We start from the raw sequence: 18,020 nt of genomic DNA on the forward strand, positions 1-18,020 counted from the left end.
TAAACCACAACCAAGACATGAGTTCGGATCAAGACCATCTGAAGCAGACGGACACGGAGGACCGCTTCGACTTCAAGAAGGAGGAGAAGTCGGCCTTCCGGAGCGAGAAGGGACTGAACGAGGAGACGATCAGGGCCATCTCCGAGGACAAGGACGAGCCGGAGTGGATGCTGGAGCGGCGCCTCCGCGCGCTGAAACAGTACCACGCGATGCCGATGCCGACCGACTGGCCGGGCCAGCCCGACCTGAGCGAGGTCGACGTCGACGAGATCGTCCCGTACATCCGACCCGACGTCGACACCCGCGGCGGCGTCGACGACTGGACGGAGCTCCCGGACGAGATCAAGGACACGTTCGACAAGCTGGGCATCCCGGAGGCCGAGAAGAACGCGCTCTCGGGCGTCGGCGCCCAGTACGAGTCCGAGGTCGTCTACCAGAACATGCAGGAGCGCTGGGAGGAGAAGGGCGTCGTCTTCTGCAACATGGACGAGGCGGTCCAGGAGCACGAGGAGCTCGTCCGCGAGCACTTCATGACGACGTGCGTGCCGCCGAGCGACAACAAGTTCGCCGCGCTCCACGGCGCCGTCTGGTCCGGCGGATCGTTCGTCTACGTCCCGGAGGACACGACCGTCGACATGCCGGTGCAGGCGTACTTCCGCATGAACTCCGAGGGGATGGGCCAGTTCGAGCACACGCTCATCATCGCCGAGGCCGGCTCGGAGGTCCACTACATCGAGGGCTGCTCGGCGCCGAAGTACTCGGCGTTCAACCTCCACTCGGGCGGCGTCGAGGTGTTCGTGAACGACGACGCGCACGTCCAGTACTCGACCGTCCAGAACTGGTCGAAGAACACGTACAACCTCAACACCAAGCGCGCCATCGTGGAGAAGGGCGGCCGCATGGAGTGGATTTCGGGCTCGATGGGCTCGAAGGCGACGATGCTGTACCCCTCCTCGATCCTGAAGGGCCGCGGCGCGAGCGACAACCACATCACCATCGCGTTCGCCGGCGAGGGCCAGAACATCGACACCGGCGCGAAGGTGTACCACAACGCGCCGAACACGAAGTCGACCATCGAGTCGAAGTCCATCTCGAAGGACGGCGGCCGCACGAACTACCGCGGCCTCGTCCACATCGCCGACGGCGCGGAGAACTCCTCGACCGCGGTCGAGTGTGACGCGCTGATGTTCGACAACGAGTCGACCTCCGACACGATGCCGTACATGGAGATCAACGAGTCGAAGGTCGACGTCGCCCACGAGGCGACCGTCGGAAAGATCGGCGACGAGGACGTGTTCTACCTCCAGTCGCGCGGCCTCGACGACGACGACGCCAAGCAGATGATCGTCTCGGGCTTCATCGAGCCGATCACGGAGGAGCTACCCATCGAGTACGCGGTCGAACTCAACCGCCTCGTCGAACTCGAGATGGAGGGGTCGCTCGGATGAGCACGCAGGTGCCACAGGGACTCTCCGAGGAGGCGATCCACACCGTCTCGGAGGAGCGCGACGAGCCGGAGTGGCTGCTCGAACGCCGCCTCGCGGCGTTCCGCGCGCTCGACGGACTCGACCTGCCGGACGTCATTCAGACGCCCGGCCGCAGGTGGACGAACCTGCGGAACCTCGGGTTCGAGGACCTCGTCGACCCGCTGAACCAGCGCGACGAGACCGAGCGCGTCAGCGCCGAGGGCGCGACGGTGCTCTCGTTCGCCGACGCGCTCGACGAGCACGAGGAGCTCGTCCGCGAGCACTTCGGGTCGGTCGTCGACCCCGAGACGAACTACCTGACCGCGCTCTCCGCGGCGCTTTTCACCACCGGAACGGTCGTCCACGTCCCGAAGGGCGTCGACGCCGAGGACGTGAAGATCCGCGCCGAGATGAACAGCCGGTCGCTGTTCAGCCACACGCTCGTCGTCGCCGAGGGGAACGCCTCCGCGACGATCCTCGAGCGGGTCAGCAACGGCGCCGACGCCGACGGGGAGGGCGACCGCTACTTCAGCAACGTCGTCGAGGTCGCGACCGACGAGAACGCGTACGTCCAGTACGGCTCGCTCCAGAACCTCGACGAGGACGTGTACACGTACTCGCTGAAGCGCGGCGACGCCGCCCGCTACGCGACCGTGAGCTGGATCGAGGGGAACCTCGGCTCCCGGCTCACCCGCTCTGACATCGAGACCGAGCTGAACGGCGACTCCTCGGAGACGAAGATCGTCGGCGCGTTCTTCGGCCACGGCGACCAGCACTTCGACGTGAACGCCCGCGTCTGGCACGACGCCGAGCACACGACCGCGGACCTCGTCACGCGCGGCGTGCTCGACGACGAGGCCCGCTCGGTGTACGAGGGCGTCCAGGACGTCGGCCGCGACGCCTGGGACACCTCCAGCTACCAGCGCGAGAACACGCTGATGCTCTCGGACGAGTCCGAGGCCGACGCCTCCCCGAAGCTCATCATCCACAACCACGACACCGAGGCGTCCCACTCGGCGACGGTCGGGCAGGTCGACCGCGAGGACCTGTTCTACATGACCTCGCGCTCGATCCCGCCTCGGACGGCGCGGAACATGCTCGTGGAGGGGTTCTTCGTGCCGGTCCTCGAGGAGGTCGAGGTCGACGAACTCCGCGAGGACATCGAGGCGCTCGTCCGGCAGCGGCTGGACTGAGTAGAGTCACGCAGCTTTTCGTTTTCCGGTGTCTCCTCGGCCGACAGTGGCCACTCCGAACGCTCCTCCCGGCAATGGGTGGCAATGGACAGCCTCGAAAGCCCCCGCGGCTGTCGGCTCGGTGCGGCCGCTGTCGTTCAAGAGAGCTTCGCTCTCTCGTGGTGCTGTCAGGTTCCACGGGAACCTGACCGCAAGCGGGAAATCCTTGATTTCCCGCACTGACGAGACGCCGAAGGCGTCTCGAACCACGCTCCTCGTCGCTCGCGTCGCTCGCTCCTGTGATGCTCGCCGGTCCGCGCCATCGCCGATAGCCGCGGCCCCTTTCAGCCCCACCCACCGCAACCGCACCGCACGGCAACCACACATCTCCCCAGCCGATTGCGCCCCTCACGCTCACTGCGTTCGCGTTGCGGTGCTCATCCCTCGCGCGATTCGGCCGCCCACGAGGGGGCGGCCGCCGCGCGCCACTGAGGCGTGGTTGAGCCGGTCGTCAGTCGCCGGATCCGAACACCGCCGTGCGTCCGGTCCGCCGGCCCAACCTGAGCAGCGCCGGCAGCGTCGCCAGCGCGACGAGCACCTCCAGCCCGCCCGCGACGACGAACGCCGGGAGGTAGCCGTACGCGGAGGCGACGCCGCCGCCGACGAGCGAACCGGCGAGGAAGCCGACGCTCCCCGCGGCGTTGAAGCCCGCGACGGCGACCCCGCGCTGGTCCTCCCCCGCCAGGTCGACCACGAGCGCGAGCGTCGCGGGCGCCATCAGCGCGCCGAGCACGCCGACCACGACCATCGCCACGGCGGCCAGGTCGGGCGAGGGTGCGAACCCGACCGCCATGACGGCGAGGCCGAACGTCGCGGAGCCGAGCGCCACCGGGACGACGCGGCCGACCCGGTCCGAGAGCACGCCGAACGGGTACTGGAGCAGGGCGAACGGCGCGAAGAAGGCCGCGAGCATGAGGCCGGTCGCGCCCGGCCCGAGCCCGAACGCCTCCCGGAAGTACAGCGTCCCGACGAGCGCGAAGAAGCCGGCCGTCAGCCGGTCGACGAACGCGAACGCGTACGGGACCGCCAGGTCCTCGCGCTCGCGGAGCCCCCGGACGAGCGCGGCGAGCCCCCGGTCGCTCCCGCCCTCCGGGGCGCGGTCGGGGACGACGAGCGCGAGCAGTCCCGCGACGGCGAGCAGCCCGGCGGCGGCGTACAGCGGACCGAACACGTCCAGTTCGTAGAGCTGTCCGCCGAGCGGCGCGCCGACGGCGGTTCCGAGCCCGATGGCGATGCCCGCGGCGCCCATGTTCCGCCCGTTGCCGCCGCCCAGATCCGCGAGCGCGCTCATCGCGAGTGAGAAGGCGCCGACCGTGAGCGCCCCCTGAAGCCCGCGGAGCGCGAGCGCGCCGACGAACGGGAGCCCCAGCGTCGGCGGCAGCAGCGCGAGCGCGAGGTAGCCCAGCGAACCGCCGAGCGCCGCGGCGACGACGAGCGGACGCCGCCGACCCGCGGCGTCGCTCAGCGCGCCCCAGCCGCCGACGAAGAGGACGAACGCGGCGAACTCGACCGAGAGGAACAGCGTGGGCGCCGCGACGCCCGTCCCCCCGAGCTCCGCGGCCAGGAGGTCGACGCCCGGGTAGACGAGCGTCTGGGCCAGCATGACCGCGAACACGACCGTCGCGAGCGCGACCCGGTCCCGGCGTCCCTCCCGTCGCTCCGTCATCGGCCGCCGATTGGTGGGGCGGGGGCTTGAGGGTTCGCGATTCGGTCCCGGACGCCGGCCCGCGAGGGAACCGCTTAAGTCTCCCGTGACCCGAGGACTGCCAATGAGTACCGTATCGATGGCCGGTCGTCGGGAGGGGCGGGGCCGATGAGCGTCGGCCAGCAGGTCGCCTCCGACCACCAGCTCGCGCGACTGCTCCAGATCGGCGTCGTGCTGGAGGAGGTCGTCGAGGCGCGCTCCACGCACCACTACCGGGAACTGGACGCCGACTTCGACCCCGAGGTCGAGTCGCTGCTCGAACACGCGGCCGAGGAGTCGGCCGAACACCGCGAGCGCCTGGAGGACCTCATCGCCGAACTCGACGCCGAGTCGGTGTCCTACGAGGAGATCGAGGCGCTCGTCGAGGCCCAGTACGGGAAGACGAAGCCGGAGGACTTCGACGGCGTCCTCTACGACCAGCTCTGCAACGAGGAGACGGCGTACAAGTTCTACGACGACCTCGTCGGCGCCATCCGCGGCAGCGACGCCGAGTTCTCGGTGGACCGGGAACGCCTGCTCGCCACCCTCCGCGGGATCCGCGAGGAGGAGGCCGAGGGCGTCGAGGAAGTGACCGCGGTCATGGAGGGACGCGAATGAACACCGCAGACCAGTACCTGAAGGCGATCTACCTCGTACAGGAGATGGAGGACGGCCCTGCCTCGACCGGCGCCGTCGCGGACGCGCTGGACGTCAGCCCCGCGAGCGCCAACGAGATGATCGGGAAGCTCGAGGACCGAGAGCTCGCCGAACACGAGAAGTACAAGGGAGTCATCCTGACGGAGGCCGGCATCGTCCGGGCCCGCGACGCCATTCAGAACTACTGCATCATCGAACGCTTCCTCGCGAACGTCCTCGAGGTGGAGGAGTTCCGCGCGGAGGCCCGCTCGCTGGAGGCCGTCATCGACGACACGGTGGCGGAGCGACTCGACACCATCATCGACCGCTCCTCCGAGTGTCCCGACTGCTTCGACGCGAAGGCGGACGCGTGCCGGTACCTCGAGGTCGAGCAGGAGAAACCCGCCGACTGAACGGGGACGATTCCACGATCGGGCGCCGTACCGACCCAGTGGAGTTAAGGGATGGGGGTGATTGGGGCTATCCAGTTCCATGGGTGGGAGCATATCGAATCGACTTCGGCAGTTCGTCGGCCTGGGTGGACGACGGTCGGCCGCGTTCGAGTGCCGAGGGTGTGGTGCGGGGTTCGAGAAGGACAGACAGCAGTGTCCCGACTGCGGCGGGTTCGACATCCGGCGGACGTGAGGCCGTTCCGGAACCGCTTAGTTTCGCCCGTCGGTAGTGGTGGGTGACGGTGGAAGTCCCGTGGTGTAGCGGCCAATCATAATGGCCTTTGGAGCCATTGACGGCGGTTCGAATCCGCCCGGGACTATGTTCCTGCGGTATCGAATCCGCTGTTTAGGATCCCATAGCTGACGGCACTAGTCGACGGAAGTTCGAGCGGTCGTCGTGCCGTGTGCGGTAACCAGAGATTCGACACGCAAGCAACCAAATGGTATCGCTTGACCACGCATCGGTTCTGCCCGCCCTTGCTCCCGTTACGCAAACACAGTATGCAGTCTTGGATGGACAGCGACCTCCGGTCAGCACAGAAGACTTATCGCGCCAAAGTTATTCTGGACGTTCGGAGATGGAAAGAAAGTGCTTCCCGAAATCAATCACGGGCGTTGGAGTGGTTGCAACGTCTGGTTGCCTTTCCCAGCGTTCTGGTTTCACGGTTAGTAACCCTCCAGGCAGTCTGGTCCTTTCAAATCAAACAGAATCGAAGCACGGGATCTCCGTACACTCCTCACGCGATGATGGTTGGACCGACTCCTACGGATTTTCACTCGGACCATCCGAAACGAAAGGTCGGGAGGAACTGCTTACTGACCCGGGAACGTATGAAGTTGAGGCTACCCCCGATAGTAAGGAAATTGATACTCCTGGTCGTGAGTTGGGACCAGGGCCCGACGCGGTGACTGGGGAGTATATCAGAGTATCCGTATCCGACGGGAACTTTTCTACAACCTCTGTTATAGAGGACTAAGCTGATTCATATAGAGATACGGCCCCTCGTCGGGGCCCGTAATCGCCTTCGGGACTCTCCCTGCGAACTACCCTCCGTACGGCAATCAGCCGTAGCTACCCGACCGCATCTTCGTCCCAAAATGGAGTTCAGCGGCCCGCTGGCCGCCGGGCCTCCGTCTCGTCGGCCCCGCCGCTCGTCCGGTTCAGCATCACCCCGACGGCGCCGCCGAGAGCGCCCGCGACCGCATAGAGCCCGACGAGCAGGAGCGGAACGAGGGGTACCCCCTCGAGGACCGTTCCGGCGCCGTCGAGCACGACGAGCACCGCGAGGGCGCCGAGCGCCGCGGCAACGACGCCGTGGGTCGCGCCCCCGTTAACTCCGCGGCCGACGACGTATCCGGCCGCTCCCCCGCCGATGATTCCCGTGATCGCCCAGCCCACGCCCGAGAGCGTGACGTCCGCGATCGGGATCGAGAACCCGACCACGAGGCCGACGACCAGCGTTACGACGAAACCGATTCCTACCGCACGCCAGTTGATGCTCATGGTTGCGGGTGAGAGTACGCCTCGCGAGGTAGTAAGCGCGCATTGGAGAATGAGAGCCCGATAGTTGCCGCGGGGGCACGGGTGTCGATGTCGGGCTGGAGCCACAGCCCCCGCGACGACGGTCCGGATAGTCGCGTTTTTGGTGCCGGCCGCGGACGACCGGAACATGACACTCGAGGCGGCCGTCGCCGTCCCCTTCCGCGGGGCGGGCGCCGACCGGATGGGCGAGGGCGAGTTCGTCGTGGCCCTCTCGCTGGACCGCGACTGGTTCTCGCCCGACCAGGCGAAGCGACTCGTCGACGTCGCGACGGGCCGGGGGCTCGTCGCCGAGGAGGACGGCGACCTCGTCGCACAGTTCGACCCCGCCGAGGTCGCCGTCCCGTCCGACTTCGTCCCCGACGAGTCGGTGCTCCGCGAGCAGTCCACCTTCGAACGGGTCGTCGACGCATTCGTCGCCGCCGGCGTCGAGAAGCGGGAGGCGGTCGCCGCCTCGAACGAGCGCCAGCGCGAACTCGGCGTCACGCTCGAGGCGGCGTCCGTCCTCGTCGCGCGCGAGCGCGGGGTCGACGTCGGCGAGGCGGCGGCGGCGGCCCGGGCCGACCTGGTTCCGGGGGAGGACTGATGGGGGATGCACGCGAGTGACGGACCGAGGGGGACCCGCCCCCGGGTGAGGAACTGATGTCCGCGGATCGAACGACCGACGGCGTCCGCATCGCGCAACTGCTCGCGTCCGAACTGACGGGGAACCGACGTCGACTCGCCGACGTCGCGGTCACCGACCCCGACCCCGACGTTGCGCCGACGACCGACGGCGAACTCGCCTACCGGGTCGCGGACGGGGAGGACACGGTCGCCGAGGTGTACGTCCACCCCGACCGCGTGCGCGTCGAGTTCGTCGCCGCCCCCGACGCGGCGGCCGACGCGGGGACGGCGGCGGAGCTCCGGGTTCGCCCGAAGGCCGTCAGCCCCCCGCGAACCGTCGTGTTCGTCGAGGACGGCGCGCAGGTGAAACGCGCCCTCGGGGCCTTCGAGGCCGTCCTCTCCCGGGACCGACCGTAGCCGTCCGTCGGGTCGAACGCGACCGTCCGTCCCGATCGGGGCGCCGCGCCGGACCGCACCGTTTTTGCTCCGCCCGGGTAGTGACCAGGTAGTGACGCTCGACCCGATCCACGTGGACACCATCGCCCACCTCGCGTCCGCCATCGCCGACGGGGTCGACGACGGCGACCACGACGACCTCGCGGCCACCGTCTGGGCCGAGTGGCTCGACCCGCTTCGCGACGGGGGTCGGCCGGTGGTCGAACCGGTCGACGGACACGAACTCCGGCGGGTGTCCGTCGAGGACGCCGCGCTCGCCGACCGGCCGTTCGAGACGAGCAACGGGGTCGACGCGGGGACGCTGAACCCCACGGCGTTCAAGAACGGGCTCGTCCTCGACGTCGCGCACGCCGCGATGGGGACGGAGCCGACCGACCTCGACGTCCACGGTGCCCGGTCCATCGTCGTCACCGTCCACGCGAACGACGCGACGGTCCACCTGCCGGACGGCTGGAGCCGGTACGACGGCGGAAACAGCGAACGCCGGATCCTGACGGTCCCGCGGACGCGGCGGTTCGCCGACGAGACGGTCCACGAACTCGCGCTCTCGCTCGCGGAGTCACACCACGCGCTCGGCCACTCCAACGTGGTCTCGGACCTGCTGGTGCTCGACGGGCCGCTGTACCCCAAGCGCCTGCTGAACTGGGCGACGCGGGACAGCGAACTCCGGGAACTCGCCTACGGCGACGCGGTCACCGAGGCGGTCGAGAACTACGTGCGGCTCGTCGAGCGACACGTCGAGCGGGACGTCCCCCTCGTCGGCTTCGTGAAGAACCCGACGTCTGGCTACCTCACCCGGACGCTCGGTTCGAAGGGCGTCGAGGCTCCGTGGCCCGACGACGCCGCGATGTTCACGCGGCTGCTGGAACGCCGGGTCGACGACGAGCGCCGGACCGACGAGGTGACGTTCACGACGTGGCTCCACTCTCGGGGCGGATCCGACGAGCCGCTCTCGGCGACCGGCGACGCCCTCGGCGTGGACCGGAACCTCGACCCCGAACTGTACGAGGTGACGTTCATGTTCGTGTACGACCCCCGTGGGGACCTCCTGTTCAAGGTCGAGGCGCCGGCGGCGTTCACGACGGACGAGAGGGTCCGCTCGGCCCTGACGAGCCAGGTCGTCTCGGAGGTCGCCGCCGAGGGCGGGCCGCCCAGGGCCGTCGAGAAGGCCGACGAACTCGCACGCATCGGCGTCGGCGAGAAGGAGTCGCTCCGCCGGAAGTTCGAGGAACGGTTCGACACGGAGTTCCTGCACACGTACGACGACCACCGGTGGGACCGGGAGGGGTGAGCCGCCGGTACCGAGACCGGAAAGGGTGAACTCGCCGGTACCGAGGCGGTACCGGACGCTCGACTGCGACGCGGGCGGCTCAGTTCGGCTGCGTCTTCTCGACCTCGACCTCCACCGTCTCCTCGGGAACGCCGAGGCGGGCGAACTGCGTCCGCACGTGCTCCTTCGCCGCCGCGAGCGCCTGCTCGCGCGTCTCGAAGCCGCGGGGCATCGGCGACTCGAAGGCGACGCGGACGGTCCGGCCGTCGAGTTCGAGCGCGGAACCCCCGCTCTCCACCTCGTAGAACTCGTCGCACACCCAGACGTACGGCGCGTGCTCGTCGGGGGCGCCCCTGAACGTGGGGGACTCCTCCCCCCGCTCGTGGATCGACCCCGTGAGCTCGGTCCCCCCGGCCCGACCGTGGACGAGCAGCATACTCTAACTGGGGGTCGAAGCCGGAAAAGTCGCCCCCTCCCGTCCGACCGGACGTCGAATCATTCCCCAGCGGACATCGGATCGCTCCCCGTTCGTCCGCACGACTCGCGTCCGGGTGAACGGGCTTTTTAGGGGATGGCGCCGTGGCCCGCGACATGGCTGACCCCGGCGACTCCGAACTGGGCGACTTCGAGGACGTGACCCCGGCCGCCGACAACGGGTCCGGGTCCGATTCGGCGGCGCCGTCCGGGACGGACGACGCGACGGTCGAGGGCGGGACGGAGCGGGGGACCGGACCCGACGACGCGGCCGCTGCCGACGACACATCCGCTGCCGGCGACCCGTCGGGCGGCGGGAACGCGCCCGCGGGGAGCGACGACGGCTTCGAGCAGTACGCGATGGACGCCGCGGGCGGTCCGGCGGCCGCCGGCATCGGCACGCTCTCGGTCGCACAGGGCCTGCGCGTCGCCGAGGACGGCGACGACACCACGCTCAAGGCGTTCGTGACCGCGAACAACCGGGCGGACGTCCGACTCGGGACGTACCTGCTCGTCCCGTACCCCGACGACGAACTGCTGTTCTCGCGCATCACGGCCCTGGAGTACGCCCAGGAGTTCCACACGGACGACGCGACCGAACTCACCGCGCGCCGGCGGTTGCGGAACGGCGGGAGCGAGTTCACGGAGGCCGACTACAAGTTCGTCGCCGACCTCGACCCGACGGCGGTCCTGTTCGAGGACGGGGACGAACTCGGGCGTCGGATGGCCGACAGGGTGCCGAAACCCGGCGCGCCCGTCCGGCAGGCGACCGACCCCGAGCAGATCAAGACAGGACTCGCCATCCCGGAGGAGGGCGTCTTCCTCGGTCACCTCTCGGTCGGCGGCGAGAAGGTCCACACCGCGGCCGAGCCGCCGACGGTGGACTACCGGCTGAAGGACGACTACGCCGACGGCGACCCCCTCGTCTTCCGCCACACGCTCGTCGCCGGCGGCACCGGTTCGGGCAAGACCCACGCCGCGAAGAACGTCCTCAGACAGTACCTAGGGCGGCGCTACGAGATGGACGACGGCCGCGACGCGAGCGCCGCCGTGGTCATGTTCGACCCGCAGGACGAGTACGCCCAGATGCACGACGACAACCCCGCGCTCGACGGCGACTGGACGCGCCGGCTCGACCGCGAGGGGATCGAGCACGGCGGCCACGACGACACCGTCGCGCTCGTCCCGAAGGAGGCCGGCGCGAGCTACCCCGGCGAGGGCCACAGGGCCGAACAGGTGGAGTTCACCGTGCCGTTCAGCATCGTGGACGAGTACGACATGCCGTGGCTCGTCGCGGGCGCGGCGCTGAACGACAACCAGTATCCCGCGCTTCTGAGGCTTCTGAACCGGTTCTTCCGCAACTACGACGACGGCACCTACGAGCAGTTCCTCTCGTTCCTCGACGACCCGGCGCTGAAGGAGGAGCTCCACGAGTCGGGTCGCGTCCACGAGGCGACCTACGACGCGGTGAAACGGCGGGTCCGGGGCATTCCCTCGGGCGTCTTCGACCAGGACGCGCGGCCGATCACCGAACTGGACACGACGCTCGTCCGCTCGGGCGGCCTGACGGTCATCCCGACGTACCACCTCTCGTCGGCCAGGGCCAAGGAGACGTTCGTGCTCGCGGTGTCGGCGCTGCTCGTCGACGACAAGCTCTCGAACGACCCGAACAGCGGGCGGATCGACGAGACGCCGCTCGTGCTCGGGATGGACGAGGCGCACAACTTCCTGGCGGACGCGGACAACGTCCAGGCGCGGAAGGTGATCCAGAAGTTCACCGAGGCGGCAAAGCAGGGGCGAAAGGAGCGGCTCGGCCTGTTCCTCGTCACCCAGGACCCACAGGACGTCGCCGAGCCGGTGTTCAAGCAGGTGAACACCCGACTCGTGCTCAACCTCGGCGACGAGGACGCCATCCGCAGCGTGAACATCCCGCCGTCGCTCGCCGGCAAGGTCCCCTACATGGAGAAGGGGCAGATGGTGGTGTACTCGCCCGATAACTCCGAGCCCGTCGAGGTGACCGGCCTGTCGGAGTGCGTGACTCGCCACGGCGAGTGAACGCCGGGGGGTGAGCGACCAGCCACGGCCGCTGACGCCGTGGCGGTGGTGACCGAACCCGGCCGCCGAACGGCGTCAACATTTTGTCCCCTCGATATGCTATCATTACCCATGGGGAAGCGCATCCTCGTCGCGTTCGACGGGACCGACCAGTCCGTCGACGCCCTGGAGTACGCCGCCGCCGAGTGGCCGGACGCCGAACTCACGCTGCTCTACGTCATCGATCCGGCCGAGGCGGGCCTCAGCGCGGGCCGCGGCGTGCCGAGCGGCGCCGAGGAGTGGTACGAGCGCACGAAAGCGAGCGCGGAGGCCACCCTCGCCGACGGGGCGGCACTCGTCGACCGCGAGGTCGGGACCGCGACCGAGGTCGGGAAGCCCTCGGAGGCGATCGTCGAGTACGCTGGCGGGGGCGACGTGGACCTCGTCGTGATCGGGAGCCACGGCCGCAGGGGGATCTCGCGGATGGTGCTCGGCAGCGTGGCGGAGGAGGTCGTCCGCGCTTCGCCCGTCCCGGTCACGGTCGTTCGATAGTGCGATCGTTCCCCGATGGGCATCCGAGTCACCGGGTAACGACGGCGTCACCTCCCGGAAGGGTGAAACGGCCGGCGTCGTGGGAGGGATAAGCCGCGCGGTAGGCGAACCCGCCGCCGGGTTCCGTCGCCTCATACGGCCCGACGCCGTACGGACCGACGATGGACTTCGAGGAAGTCGTCACGAGCCGTCGTTCGGTTCACGAGTACAGCGATCGCGAGCTGGACGACGAGACGCTCGCGGAGATCTTCGAGCGGGCCCGGTTCGCGCCGTCGAGCTTCAACCTCCAGCCGTGGGAGTTCCTCGTCGTGCGCCGGGAGGGAACCAAGCGACGCCTCGCCGAGGCCGCCAACGGGCAGGAGCACGTCGCCGACGCGGCGGCATCGGTCGTCGTCCTCGGAAACCTCGACCCCTCCGCCCACGCCGAACCGACGTTCGAGGATCAGCTCCGGAAGGGCTACATCCCGGACGAGGAGACGAAGGGGTACCTCCTCGACACCGTCGAGGGGATGGCCGGGCAGTCCGAGGAGGAGCGACGACTCTGGACGGTCCGCTCCTCCGCGCTGGCGGCGATGGCCGTGATGAACGCCGCGTGGAACCGCGGCGTCGCCTCCTGTCCCGTCGGCGGCTTCGACCCCGACGCGGTCGCGGAGGCGTTCGACGTCGGCGACGGCTACGAGCCGGTCCTCGTCGTCACCTTGGGATACCCCGCCGAGGAAGCCGCGGACGTAGAGAACGAGCGAAAGTACCGCCGGTCCGTCGACGAGATCGTCCACCACGAGTCGTTCGATCCCGTCGAGGAAGCCGCCCTGCCACGGGCGGACGTGGGCGCATCGGCGGGGGCGACCGCGACGGACGACTAGCCGGCGCCGTTTTCAGCCGCGATAGCCGGGGGCGAGCATTTAGGGGCGCCCCCGACCCCGCGGGGAGTATGGGAGCACGGAGCGGAACGCTGGCGGCGCTACTCGTCCTGTTCGCGGCTACACTCGCGGCGGGATCGGTCGCGGGGACCGGGACCACGTGTGCGGCCGACGGCGACCGGAAGCTCTGTCTCGCCGACGTGCACCTCTCGACCGACCGAATCGCGGCCGGCGACTCGGCGACCCTCGAGATCACCGTCGGGAACGAGGGGGACGCCGCGGCGAACGCCTCGGTCGTGATGAACACCGTCGACCCGGAGAACGTCACCGAGTCGTACACGCTCCGTGAGGAGCGGCTCGAACCGGGGGAGGAGCTGACCGTCTCCCAGCGGCTCGACGCGAGCACCGTCGGGACCCACGGCCTGCAGGTGCTCGTGTTCGACGGCGCCATCGACCACCGGTACGACGCCTCCGAAGTGCGGATCCTCGAGGTCGAGCCGAGATCCGACGGCCTCGGCGGCTCGGTCGACAGGGCGGAGTACGCGCTCGTCGCGCTGCTCGGGTCGCTCGGCGTGGCCGGTGTGATCGTGTACCGGTACGACTGACCGGCCGTTCCCCGTGGAGCGACCGCAGAGCAACCGGCTGTACCGACTGCCGACCTTCTGCGGGACACCAGCGACCGGACCGCGAGGGAGGGAGACGGGGCGAAGCCCCGCCGACCGAGCGAGCGGCGTTTTGGCATGAACGGGTTTTGCCGGGGGTCGACGAAGCTCGCGCGCCGGAGGCGCGCGAGAGAGGACGCCCCCGGCAAAAGAGGTTCGTTCAGAAGATGTTCGCCTGCCGGTACACGGAGATGCCCTCGTTCGTTATCTCGTAGGGCTTCGTCTCCCGGGAGTGGTTCGCGTCGCGGATCTTCTGGATCTCGACGGCGAGTCGCGTCTCCCGGAAGTTCGACGGGCGGACGTACTGGAGGACGAAGACGGCGTCCGTGAGGTACTCGACGATGCCGTGGCGGGAGGCGTACGGGTTGTCCTCGCTCGCCTCCGAGGTGAGCATCGTCGTGACGCCCGCCTCCTTCAGCGACCGCGTGAAGTCGAACACCTCGGATCGCCGCTTCGAGGGGTGGTCGTACATCATCTCCAGCAGCGACACCGAGTCGAGCACCAGCCGGTCGGCGCCGAACTCGTCGACCAGCCGGGAGATGTCGTCCCGGATGGAGTCCAGCGAGTTGGCCATCTCGATCGGGTCCATCGAGACGACCGCGAGCTCGTCGTCAGCCTCGTACTCGCGGTACGGCCATCCCTTCTCCTCGGCCGTCGCGAGGATCGCCTCCCGCGACTCCTCGAGGGTGATGTAGACGGCGCTCCCGTCGTTCGCGAGCGTCTCGTTGAGGAACTGGAGCCCGAACGTCGTCTTGCCGGTGCCGGCGCTCCCGATGACGGTCATGAGCGAGCGGCGGGGCACGCCGCCGAGGATCATCTCGTCGAGGCCCTCGATGCCGACGTCGATCCGCTCGATGTCCGAGTCGAACTCCGCCTCGTCGAAGCCGGTCGAACCACCGAAGTCGTCGAAGCCGGCGAACTCGTCCCCCTCGCCCGTTCCGAAGCCCTCGCCGAACGCGTCCCCCTGCTCGCCGGCGGGCGACGGAGCCCCCTGCATCGCGTCGGCGAAGCTACTGTCGAACGGGTCTCCGCCGCCGAACGCGTTCCCGCCCGCGTCGGCCGATCCGAAGTCGACGGCGTCGTCGCCGTCGCTGGGGGCGTCGCCGAACCCGTCCCCCCCGTTCGATCCGAACCCCGTCCGTCCGTCACGATCGGTATCCGCGTCGGCGTCCGCTCCAGTGGCGGTCGACTCCGTCCCCGAGTCCTCCGCCGTGCCGGGGCCCCCCTCGGACGTCGCATCTTCGTCGGGCTCCGCGTCCGCTCCCCCGTCCTCGCCGTTCGATTTGGACTCCCCCTCCTCCCGGAGGGCCTTCTCGAACCAGTCCTCGTCCTCGTCACTCACGCGAGCCACCTCCGGCGGCGGAAACCGGCGGAGAGCGACGTCGGGGGAACGGTTCGATCGACCGGCCGGACGCGTTCATCGCCGGTGACAACTGGCCGGGAGGGTATGAACCTTCCCCAGCGTGCCGGGGTCGGCGGGGTTTTTGGTCGGGGCGGGAAAAGGCGACGGCATGGACGTCGGCATCGTCGCCCAGCGGGGGAACAACCGGGCCGCCTACCTCGCGGGGGACCTGCGCGAGCGCCTGCGGGAGGTGGACGTCCGCGTCCGCCTCGACGAGGCGACCGCCGCGGAGCTGGACGCCGAGGGCGTCCCGGTCGACCGGATGGACGCCCCCGACCTCGTGGTCTCGATCGGCGGCGACGGCACGTTCCTGTTCGCCGCCCGCGGCGCGGGTGGAACGCCGGTTCTCGGGGTGAACCTCGGCGAGGTCGGCTTCCTCAACGCCGTCCCCCCGGACGAGGCGGTCGAGGCGGTGCTCGCGGAGGTGGAGGCGTTCCGCGAGGGGGAGATGCGCGTCCGGGAGGCCCCCCGTCTCGCCGCCACGTGCGAGGGCTGGGAGAGCCCCCACGCCGTGAACGAGATCGTCGTACAGGGGGAGCGTCGCGGACACGGCGGCGGCGCCGGCGTCGAGGTTCGCGTGGACGGGTCGCTCTACTCGGGCGGGCACGCGGACGGCGTGCTCGTCGCAACGCCGACCGGGTCGACCGCGTACAACCTCTCCGAGCGGGGCCCGCTCGTCCACCCGGGCGTCGACGGCCTCGTAGTGAACGAGATGTGCGCGACCGGCGGGATGCCGCCGCTGTTCGTCGCCCCGGACGTGACCGTCGGCGTGACGCTGACCGACGCCGCGGAGGCGGTGATCATCAGCGACGGCCGACGGCCACACACGGTCGAGGTTCCGACCGAGGTGGTCGTAGAGCGAACCGGGCCGCCCGTGCGGGTCGCGGGGCCCTCGTCCGACTTCTTCGAGGCGCTGAAGAAACTGGAGTGAGGTCGCGGTACGTTACGGGACCAGAGGCCGGTCGTAGTACCGGTCGAGGTCCTCGGCGCTGTCGACCAGCGAAACGAGATCGCGCTCCTGGTCGTACGTGACGAGTTCCGCGTCCGCCAGCTTCGGAACGTGGGAGTGATAGAGCGAGAGGTAGACGCGTTTCACGTCCTCGGGCGGGATTTCCGCGATGGAGGTGTCGTTCTCCAGCACCGAAACCTCGTCGGCTAGATCGGCCAACGTTATCGGGTTCTCGTACTCACGAAGACAGTGGATCGCGTAGCGACGACGATGATGTGCCAGCACTTCGAACATCGTACTGTCCGTTTCGTGGAACATCTGGTAGGCCTCCATTACGTCCCTCCGTAGTCGCTCTTCGACAGTGAGGGCCGGGGTTGTAACGACAACCGATTGATGGCGCGCGGGTCGCCGTTCCGAGGACGCGTCACCGGTCGTCCGGATGGTCGATCGTCAGCGTGCTCCTGATGAGGTTCTCGTGGGCCGCGTGAAATCGCTTCGAGAGCGCCTGCTGGGAGATGCCAATCCCGTCGGCGAGTTCGCTCATCGTCACCTCCTGTGGCGTCGCGTAGTAGCCCGCTTCGAGCGCGGAGACCAGCGTCTCGCGCTGTTTCGGGGTCAGATCGTACTGGGCGCTCGCCATCGGCTGTTCCTGGTCCTTCAGCCGGTTGAGTTCGAACGGGATGTCGTTCCGGTCGCAGTACGCCTGAAACCCCGACACCTTTTCCTCGTCGTCGAACCGCATCCGGAGCTCCCAGCTCTCGTCCCGCCCCGTCGCCCTGAGGATCGTCGCGCCGATCTCGACGTACGCGTAGACGATGGTCTGGACGTTCTCGGTCCACTCGGCCCGGTAGAGCTTGGCGTCGTCGACCTCGTCGATCGCGACGACGTTCGTCACCGAGTCGTCGTCGTGAAACGCCGCCTCGAACTCGTCGTGATCCCCGCCAGTGACCCAGAAGTAGGGCATCACGCGGGCCTCCATGGTCGCGACGACTCGCTCGATCTCGACCACCATGTGCGGGGCCGCCGTCAACGCGTGGGACAGCGCGAAATCCGAGGACTCGACGGTGAACTCCGCGACGACGCTCATATCGACGATTCGAGTTCGAACCGATTAAGCACGCCGACGATCCGAACGGTCCCCCTCGCCGCCCGTCGGCGGCCGGTCAGGCGTCCCGGAGGTCGTCGAGCGCGCGCGACCGGATGGCGGCCGCGGCGACCGCGTCCGCGCGGGCGACGAGGACCGCCTCCATCGTCGCCGGTTCGACGGCCGTTCGGCGGGAGTGCGAGAGGACGACGTGGGAGAGTTCGACCGGCAACCCGGCCGACTCGCAGACGTGGACGCCGGCGTAGGGGTGGCCGAGCAGATCGTAGTACGCGGTTCCCCCCGGGGAGTCCGGAGCGAACTCGAGGAGTTTGCTCACGTCGTGGATCAGCGCGCCCGCTAGCACGAGGTCGGTCGAGACGACGTCCCCCCGGCGACCCCCGAGCACCTCGGCCATCGACCGCGAGAGTTCGACCACGTCGTTCACGTGCTCGACGAGCGTCTCGTCCGGGAGACCGAGCCGTTCCTGCTCGTCGGGGAGCCACGGAACCGACGCGAGGTCGTCCCATCCGGACTCGGCGAGCGCGATCGCCCACGCGTCTCGGACGCCGGCCCGGAGCGTCGGGTCCTCGACGTCGTCGAGCGAGGGGAAGGCGTCCGCGGGGTCGTCGCCGGCGGCGGTGTCGGTCATCGACCGCGGGGA

19 protein-coding genes and 1 tRNA gene are annotated in these 18,020 nt (G+C 69.1%); 13 read left to right on the plus strand and 7 right to left on the minus strand.

The window, feature by feature from the left end:
* The first annotated feature begins 17 nt into the window (after positions 1-17).
* Positions 18-1,448 (plus strand): Fe-S cluster assembly protein SufB, encoded by a 1,431-nt coding sequence (gene sufB, locus HUG12_RS15965; protein ID WP_179269732.1) that lies wholly within the window; start codon positions 18-20, stop codon positions 1,446-1,448.
* Positions 1,445-2,659, plus strand: coding sequence for a Fe-S cluster assembly protein SufD (gene sufD, locus HUG12_RS15970; RefSeq protein ID WP_179269733.1), 1,215 nt, complete (start codon positions 1,445-1,447; stop codon positions 2,657-2,659). Before sufB ends, sufD begins: the two co-directional genes overlap by 4 nt.
* A 490-nt stretch (positions 2,660-3,149) precedes the next feature.
* Here sufD and HUG12_RS15975 read toward each other — a convergent pair whose 3' ends face one another.
* Positions 3,150-4,364, minus strand: a complete 1,215-nt coding sequence (locus tag HUG12_RS15975) for an MFS transporter (RefSeq protein ID WP_179269734.1) — start codon at positions 4,362-4,364, stop codon at positions 3,150-3,152.
* Between the two features lie 147 nt (positions 4,365-4,511).
* Between HUG12_RS15975 and HUG12_RS15980 the strand changes: the two genes are divergently transcribed.
* From HUG12_RS15980 to HUG12_RS15990, 3 genes are all read left to right on the plus strand, one after another.
* Positions 4,512-5,000 carry a ferritin family protein gene (locus HUG12_RS15980; RefSeq protein ID WP_179269735.1) on the plus strand — a complete coding sequence of 163 codons (489 nt, stop codon included), beginning with the start codon at positions 4,512-4,514 and terminating at the stop codon, positions 4,998-5,000.
* Entirely contained in the window at positions 4,997-5,431 is a 435-nt protein-coding gene (locus HUG12_RS15985) for a metal-dependent transcriptional regulator (protein ID WP_179269736.1), read from the plus strand. Before HUG12_RS15980 ends, HUG12_RS15985 begins: the two co-directional genes overlap by 4 nt.
* Before the next feature lie 286 nt (positions 5,432-5,717).
* Positions 5,718-5,790 (plus strand) — tRNA-Gln (locus HUG12_RS15990).
* A gap of 785 nt (positions 5,791-6,575) precedes the next feature.
* Here HUG12_RS15990 and HUG12_RS15995 read toward each other — a convergent pair.
* Entirely contained in the window at positions 6,576-6,974 is a 399-nt protein-coding gene (locus tag HUG12_RS15995; protein ID WP_179269737.1) for a DUF5518 domain-containing protein, read from the minus strand.
* Positions 6,975-7,140: 166 nt separating this feature from the next.
* On the opposite strand from HUG12_RS15995, the gene HUG12_RS16000 reads away from it, so the two are divergent.
* From HUG12_RS16000 to HUG12_RS16010, 3 genes are all read left to right on the plus strand, one after another.
* On the plus strand, positions 7,141-7,596 hold the full coding sequence (locus HUG12_RS16000) for a DUF2240 family protein (protein WP_179269738.1): 456 nt from the start codon (positions 7,141-7,143) through the stop codon (positions 7,594-7,596).
* Positions 7,597-7,652: 56 nt separating this feature from the next.
* The gene (locus tag HUG12_RS16005; RefSeq protein ID WP_179269739.1) at positions 7,653-8,033 is read left to right on the plus strand and encodes a hypothetical protein; all 381 of its coding nucleotides are present in this window, start codon (positions 7,653-7,655) and stop codon (positions 8,031-8,033) included.
* A gap of 91 nt (positions 8,034-8,124) precedes the next feature.
* Positions 8,125-9,363 (plus strand): DNA double-strand break repair nuclease NurA, encoded by a 1,239-nt coding sequence (locus tag HUG12_RS16010; RefSeq protein ID WP_179269740.1) that lies wholly within the window; start codon positions 8,125-8,127, stop codon positions 9,361-9,363.
* Positions 9,364-9,442: 79 nt separating this feature from the next.
* Here HUG12_RS16010 and HUG12_RS16015 read toward each other — a convergent pair whose 3' ends face one another.
* Positions 9,443-9,778, minus strand: coding sequence for a DUF7113 family protein (locus tag HUG12_RS16015; protein ID WP_179269741.1), 336 nt, complete (start codon positions 9,776-9,778; stop codon positions 9,443-9,445).
* A gap of 155 nt (positions 9,779-9,933) precedes the next feature.
* Here HUG12_RS16015 and HUG12_RS16020 point away from each other — a divergent pair, with 155 nt between their 5' ends.
* The 4 genes from HUG12_RS16020 to HUG12_RS16035 all read left to right on the plus strand — a co-directional run bounded on the left by HUG12_RS16020 (position 9,934) and on the right by HUG12_RS16035 (position 13,867).
* The gene (locus HUG12_RS16020) at positions 9,934-11,871 is read left to right on the plus strand and encodes an ATP-binding protein (RefSeq protein ID WP_179269742.1); all 1,938 of its coding nucleotides are present in this window, start codon (positions 9,934-9,936) and stop codon (positions 11,869-11,871) included.
* A 111-nt stretch (positions 11,872-11,982) separates the two neighbouring features.
* Complete coding sequence (locus HUG12_RS16025) at positions 11,983-12,402, plus strand: universal stress protein (protein ID WP_179269743.1); 420 nt, start codon at positions 11,983-11,985, stop codon at positions 12,400-12,402.
* A gap of 161 nt (positions 12,403-12,563) precedes the next feature.
* Positions 12,564-13,265, plus strand: a complete 702-nt coding sequence (locus tag HUG12_RS16030) for a nitroreductase family protein (protein ID WP_179269744.1) — start codon at positions 12,564-12,566, stop codon at positions 13,263-13,265.
* Positions 13,266-13,333: 68 nt separating this feature from the next.
* Positions 13,334-13,867: a CARDB domain-containing protein gene (locus HUG12_RS16035; RefSeq protein ID WP_179269745.1), complete on the plus strand. Its 534-nt coding sequence runs from the start codon at positions 13,334-13,336 to the stop codon at positions 13,865-13,867.
* A gap of 217 nt (positions 13,868-14,084) precedes the next feature.
* On the opposite strand, the gene HUG12_RS16040 is transcribed toward HUG12_RS16035, so the two are convergent.
* A complete protein-coding gene (locus HUG12_RS16040) occupies positions 14,085-15,275 on the minus strand; it encodes a KaiC domain-containing protein (RefSeq protein WP_179269746.1) in 1,191 nt (396 codons plus the stop codon).
* A gap of 160 nt (positions 15,276-15,435) precedes the next feature.
* Between HUG12_RS16040 and HUG12_RS16045 the strand changes: the two genes are divergently transcribed.
* Positions 15,436-16,257, plus strand: a complete 822-nt coding sequence (locus tag HUG12_RS16045; RefSeq protein ID WP_179269747.1) for an NAD(+)/NADH kinase — start codon at positions 15,436-15,438, stop codon at positions 16,255-16,257.
* Positions 16,258-16,269: 12 nt separating this feature from the next.
* On the opposite strand, the gene HUG12_RS16050 is transcribed toward HUG12_RS16045, so the two are convergent.
* From HUG12_RS16050 to HUG12_RS16060, 3 genes are all read right to left on the minus strand, one after another.
* The gene (locus HUG12_RS16050) at positions 16,270-16,608 is read right to left on the minus strand and encodes a DUF7344 domain-containing protein (protein WP_179269748.1); all 339 of its coding nucleotides are present in this window, start codon (positions 16,606-16,608) and stop codon (positions 16,270-16,272) included.
* A 91-nt stretch (positions 16,609-16,699) separates the two neighbouring features.
* The gene (locus HUG12_RS16055) at positions 16,700-17,362 is read right to left on the minus strand and encodes a helix-turn-helix domain-containing protein (protein WP_179269749.1); all 663 of its coding nucleotides are present in this window, start codon (positions 17,360-17,362) and stop codon (positions 16,700-16,702) included.
* Between the two features lie 76 nt (positions 17,363-17,438).
* A complete protein-coding gene (locus HUG12_RS16060; RefSeq protein WP_179269750.1) occupies positions 17,439-18,008 on the minus strand; it encodes an HD domain-containing protein in 570 nt (189 codons plus the stop codon).
* Positions 18,009-18,020: the final 12 nt, after the last annotated feature.

The organism is Halorarum salinum, assembly GCF_013402875.1.
In the GTDB taxonomy this organism is placed as follows: Archaea; Halobacteriota; Halobacteria; order Halobacteriales; family Haloferacaceae; genus Halorarum; species Halorarum salinum.

Excerpts from the sequence above, each read along its gene's own strand:
- sufB (WP_179269732.1), top strand. The coding sequence starts at position 18 with ATGAGTTCGGATCAAGACCATCTGAAGCAGACGGACACGGAGGACCGC.
- sufD (WP_179269733.1), top strand. The coding sequence starts at position 1,445 with ATGAGCACGCAGGTGCCACAGGGACTCTCCGAGGAGGCGATCCACACC.
- HUG12_RS15975 (WP_179269734.1), bottom strand. The coding sequence starts at position 4,364 with ATGACGGAGCGACGGGAGGGACGCCGGGACCGGGTCGCGCTCGCGACG.
- HUG12_RS15980 (WP_179269735.1), top strand. The coding sequence starts at position 4,512 with ATGAGCGTCGGCCAGCAGGTCGCCTCCGACCACCAGCTCGCGCGACTG.
- HUG12_RS15985 (WP_179269736.1), top strand. The coding sequence starts at position 4,997 with ATGAACACCGCAGACCAGTACCTGAAGGCGATCTACCTCGTACAGGAG.
- HUG12_RS15995 (WP_179269737.1), bottom strand. The coding sequence starts at position 6,974 with ATGAGCATCAACTGGCGTGCGGTAGGAATCGGTTTCGTCGTAACGCTG.
- HUG12_RS16000 (WP_179269738.1), top strand. The coding sequence starts at position 7,141 with ATGACACTCGAGGCGGCCGTCGCCGTCCCCTTCCGCGGGGCGGGCGCC.
- HUG12_RS16005 (WP_179269739.1), top strand. The coding sequence starts at position 7,653 with ATGTCCGCGGATCGAACGACCGACGGCGTCCGCATCGCGCAACTGCTC.
- HUG12_RS16015 (WP_179269741.1), bottom strand. The coding sequence starts at position 9,778 with ATGCTGCTCGTCCACGGTCGGGCCGGGGGGACCGAGCTCACGGGGTCG.
- HUG12_RS16020 (WP_179269742.1), top strand. The coding sequence starts at position 9,934 with ATGGCTGACCCCGGCGACTCCGAACTGGGCGACTTCGAGGACGTGACC.
- HUG12_RS16025 (WP_179269743.1), top strand. The coding sequence starts at position 11,983 with ATGGGGAAGCGCATCCTCGTCGCGTTCGACGGGACCGACCAGTCCGTC.
- HUG12_RS16030 (WP_179269744.1), top strand. The coding sequence starts at position 12,564 with ATGGACTTCGAGGAAGTCGTCACGAGCCGTCGTTCGGTTCACGAGTAC.
- HUG12_RS16035 (WP_179269745.1), top strand. The coding sequence starts at position 13,334 with ATGGGAGCACGGAGCGGAACGCTGGCGGCGCTACTCGTCCTGTTCGCG.
- HUG12_RS16045 (WP_179269747.1), top strand. The coding sequence starts at position 15,436 with ATGGACGTCGGCATCGTCGCCCAGCGGGGGAACAACCGGGCCGCCTAC.
- HUG12_RS16050 (WP_179269748.1), bottom strand. The coding sequence starts at position 16,608 with ATGGAGGCCTACCAGATGTTCCACGAAACGGACAGTACGATGTTCGAA.
- HUG12_RS16055 (WP_179269749.1), bottom strand. The coding sequence starts at position 17,362 with ATGAGCGTCGTCGCGGAGTTCACCGTCGAGTCCTCGGATTTCGCGCTG.
- HUG12_RS16060 (WP_179269750.1), bottom strand. The coding sequence starts at position 18,008 with ATGACCGACACCGCCGCCGGCGACGACCCCGCGGACGCCTTCCCCTCG.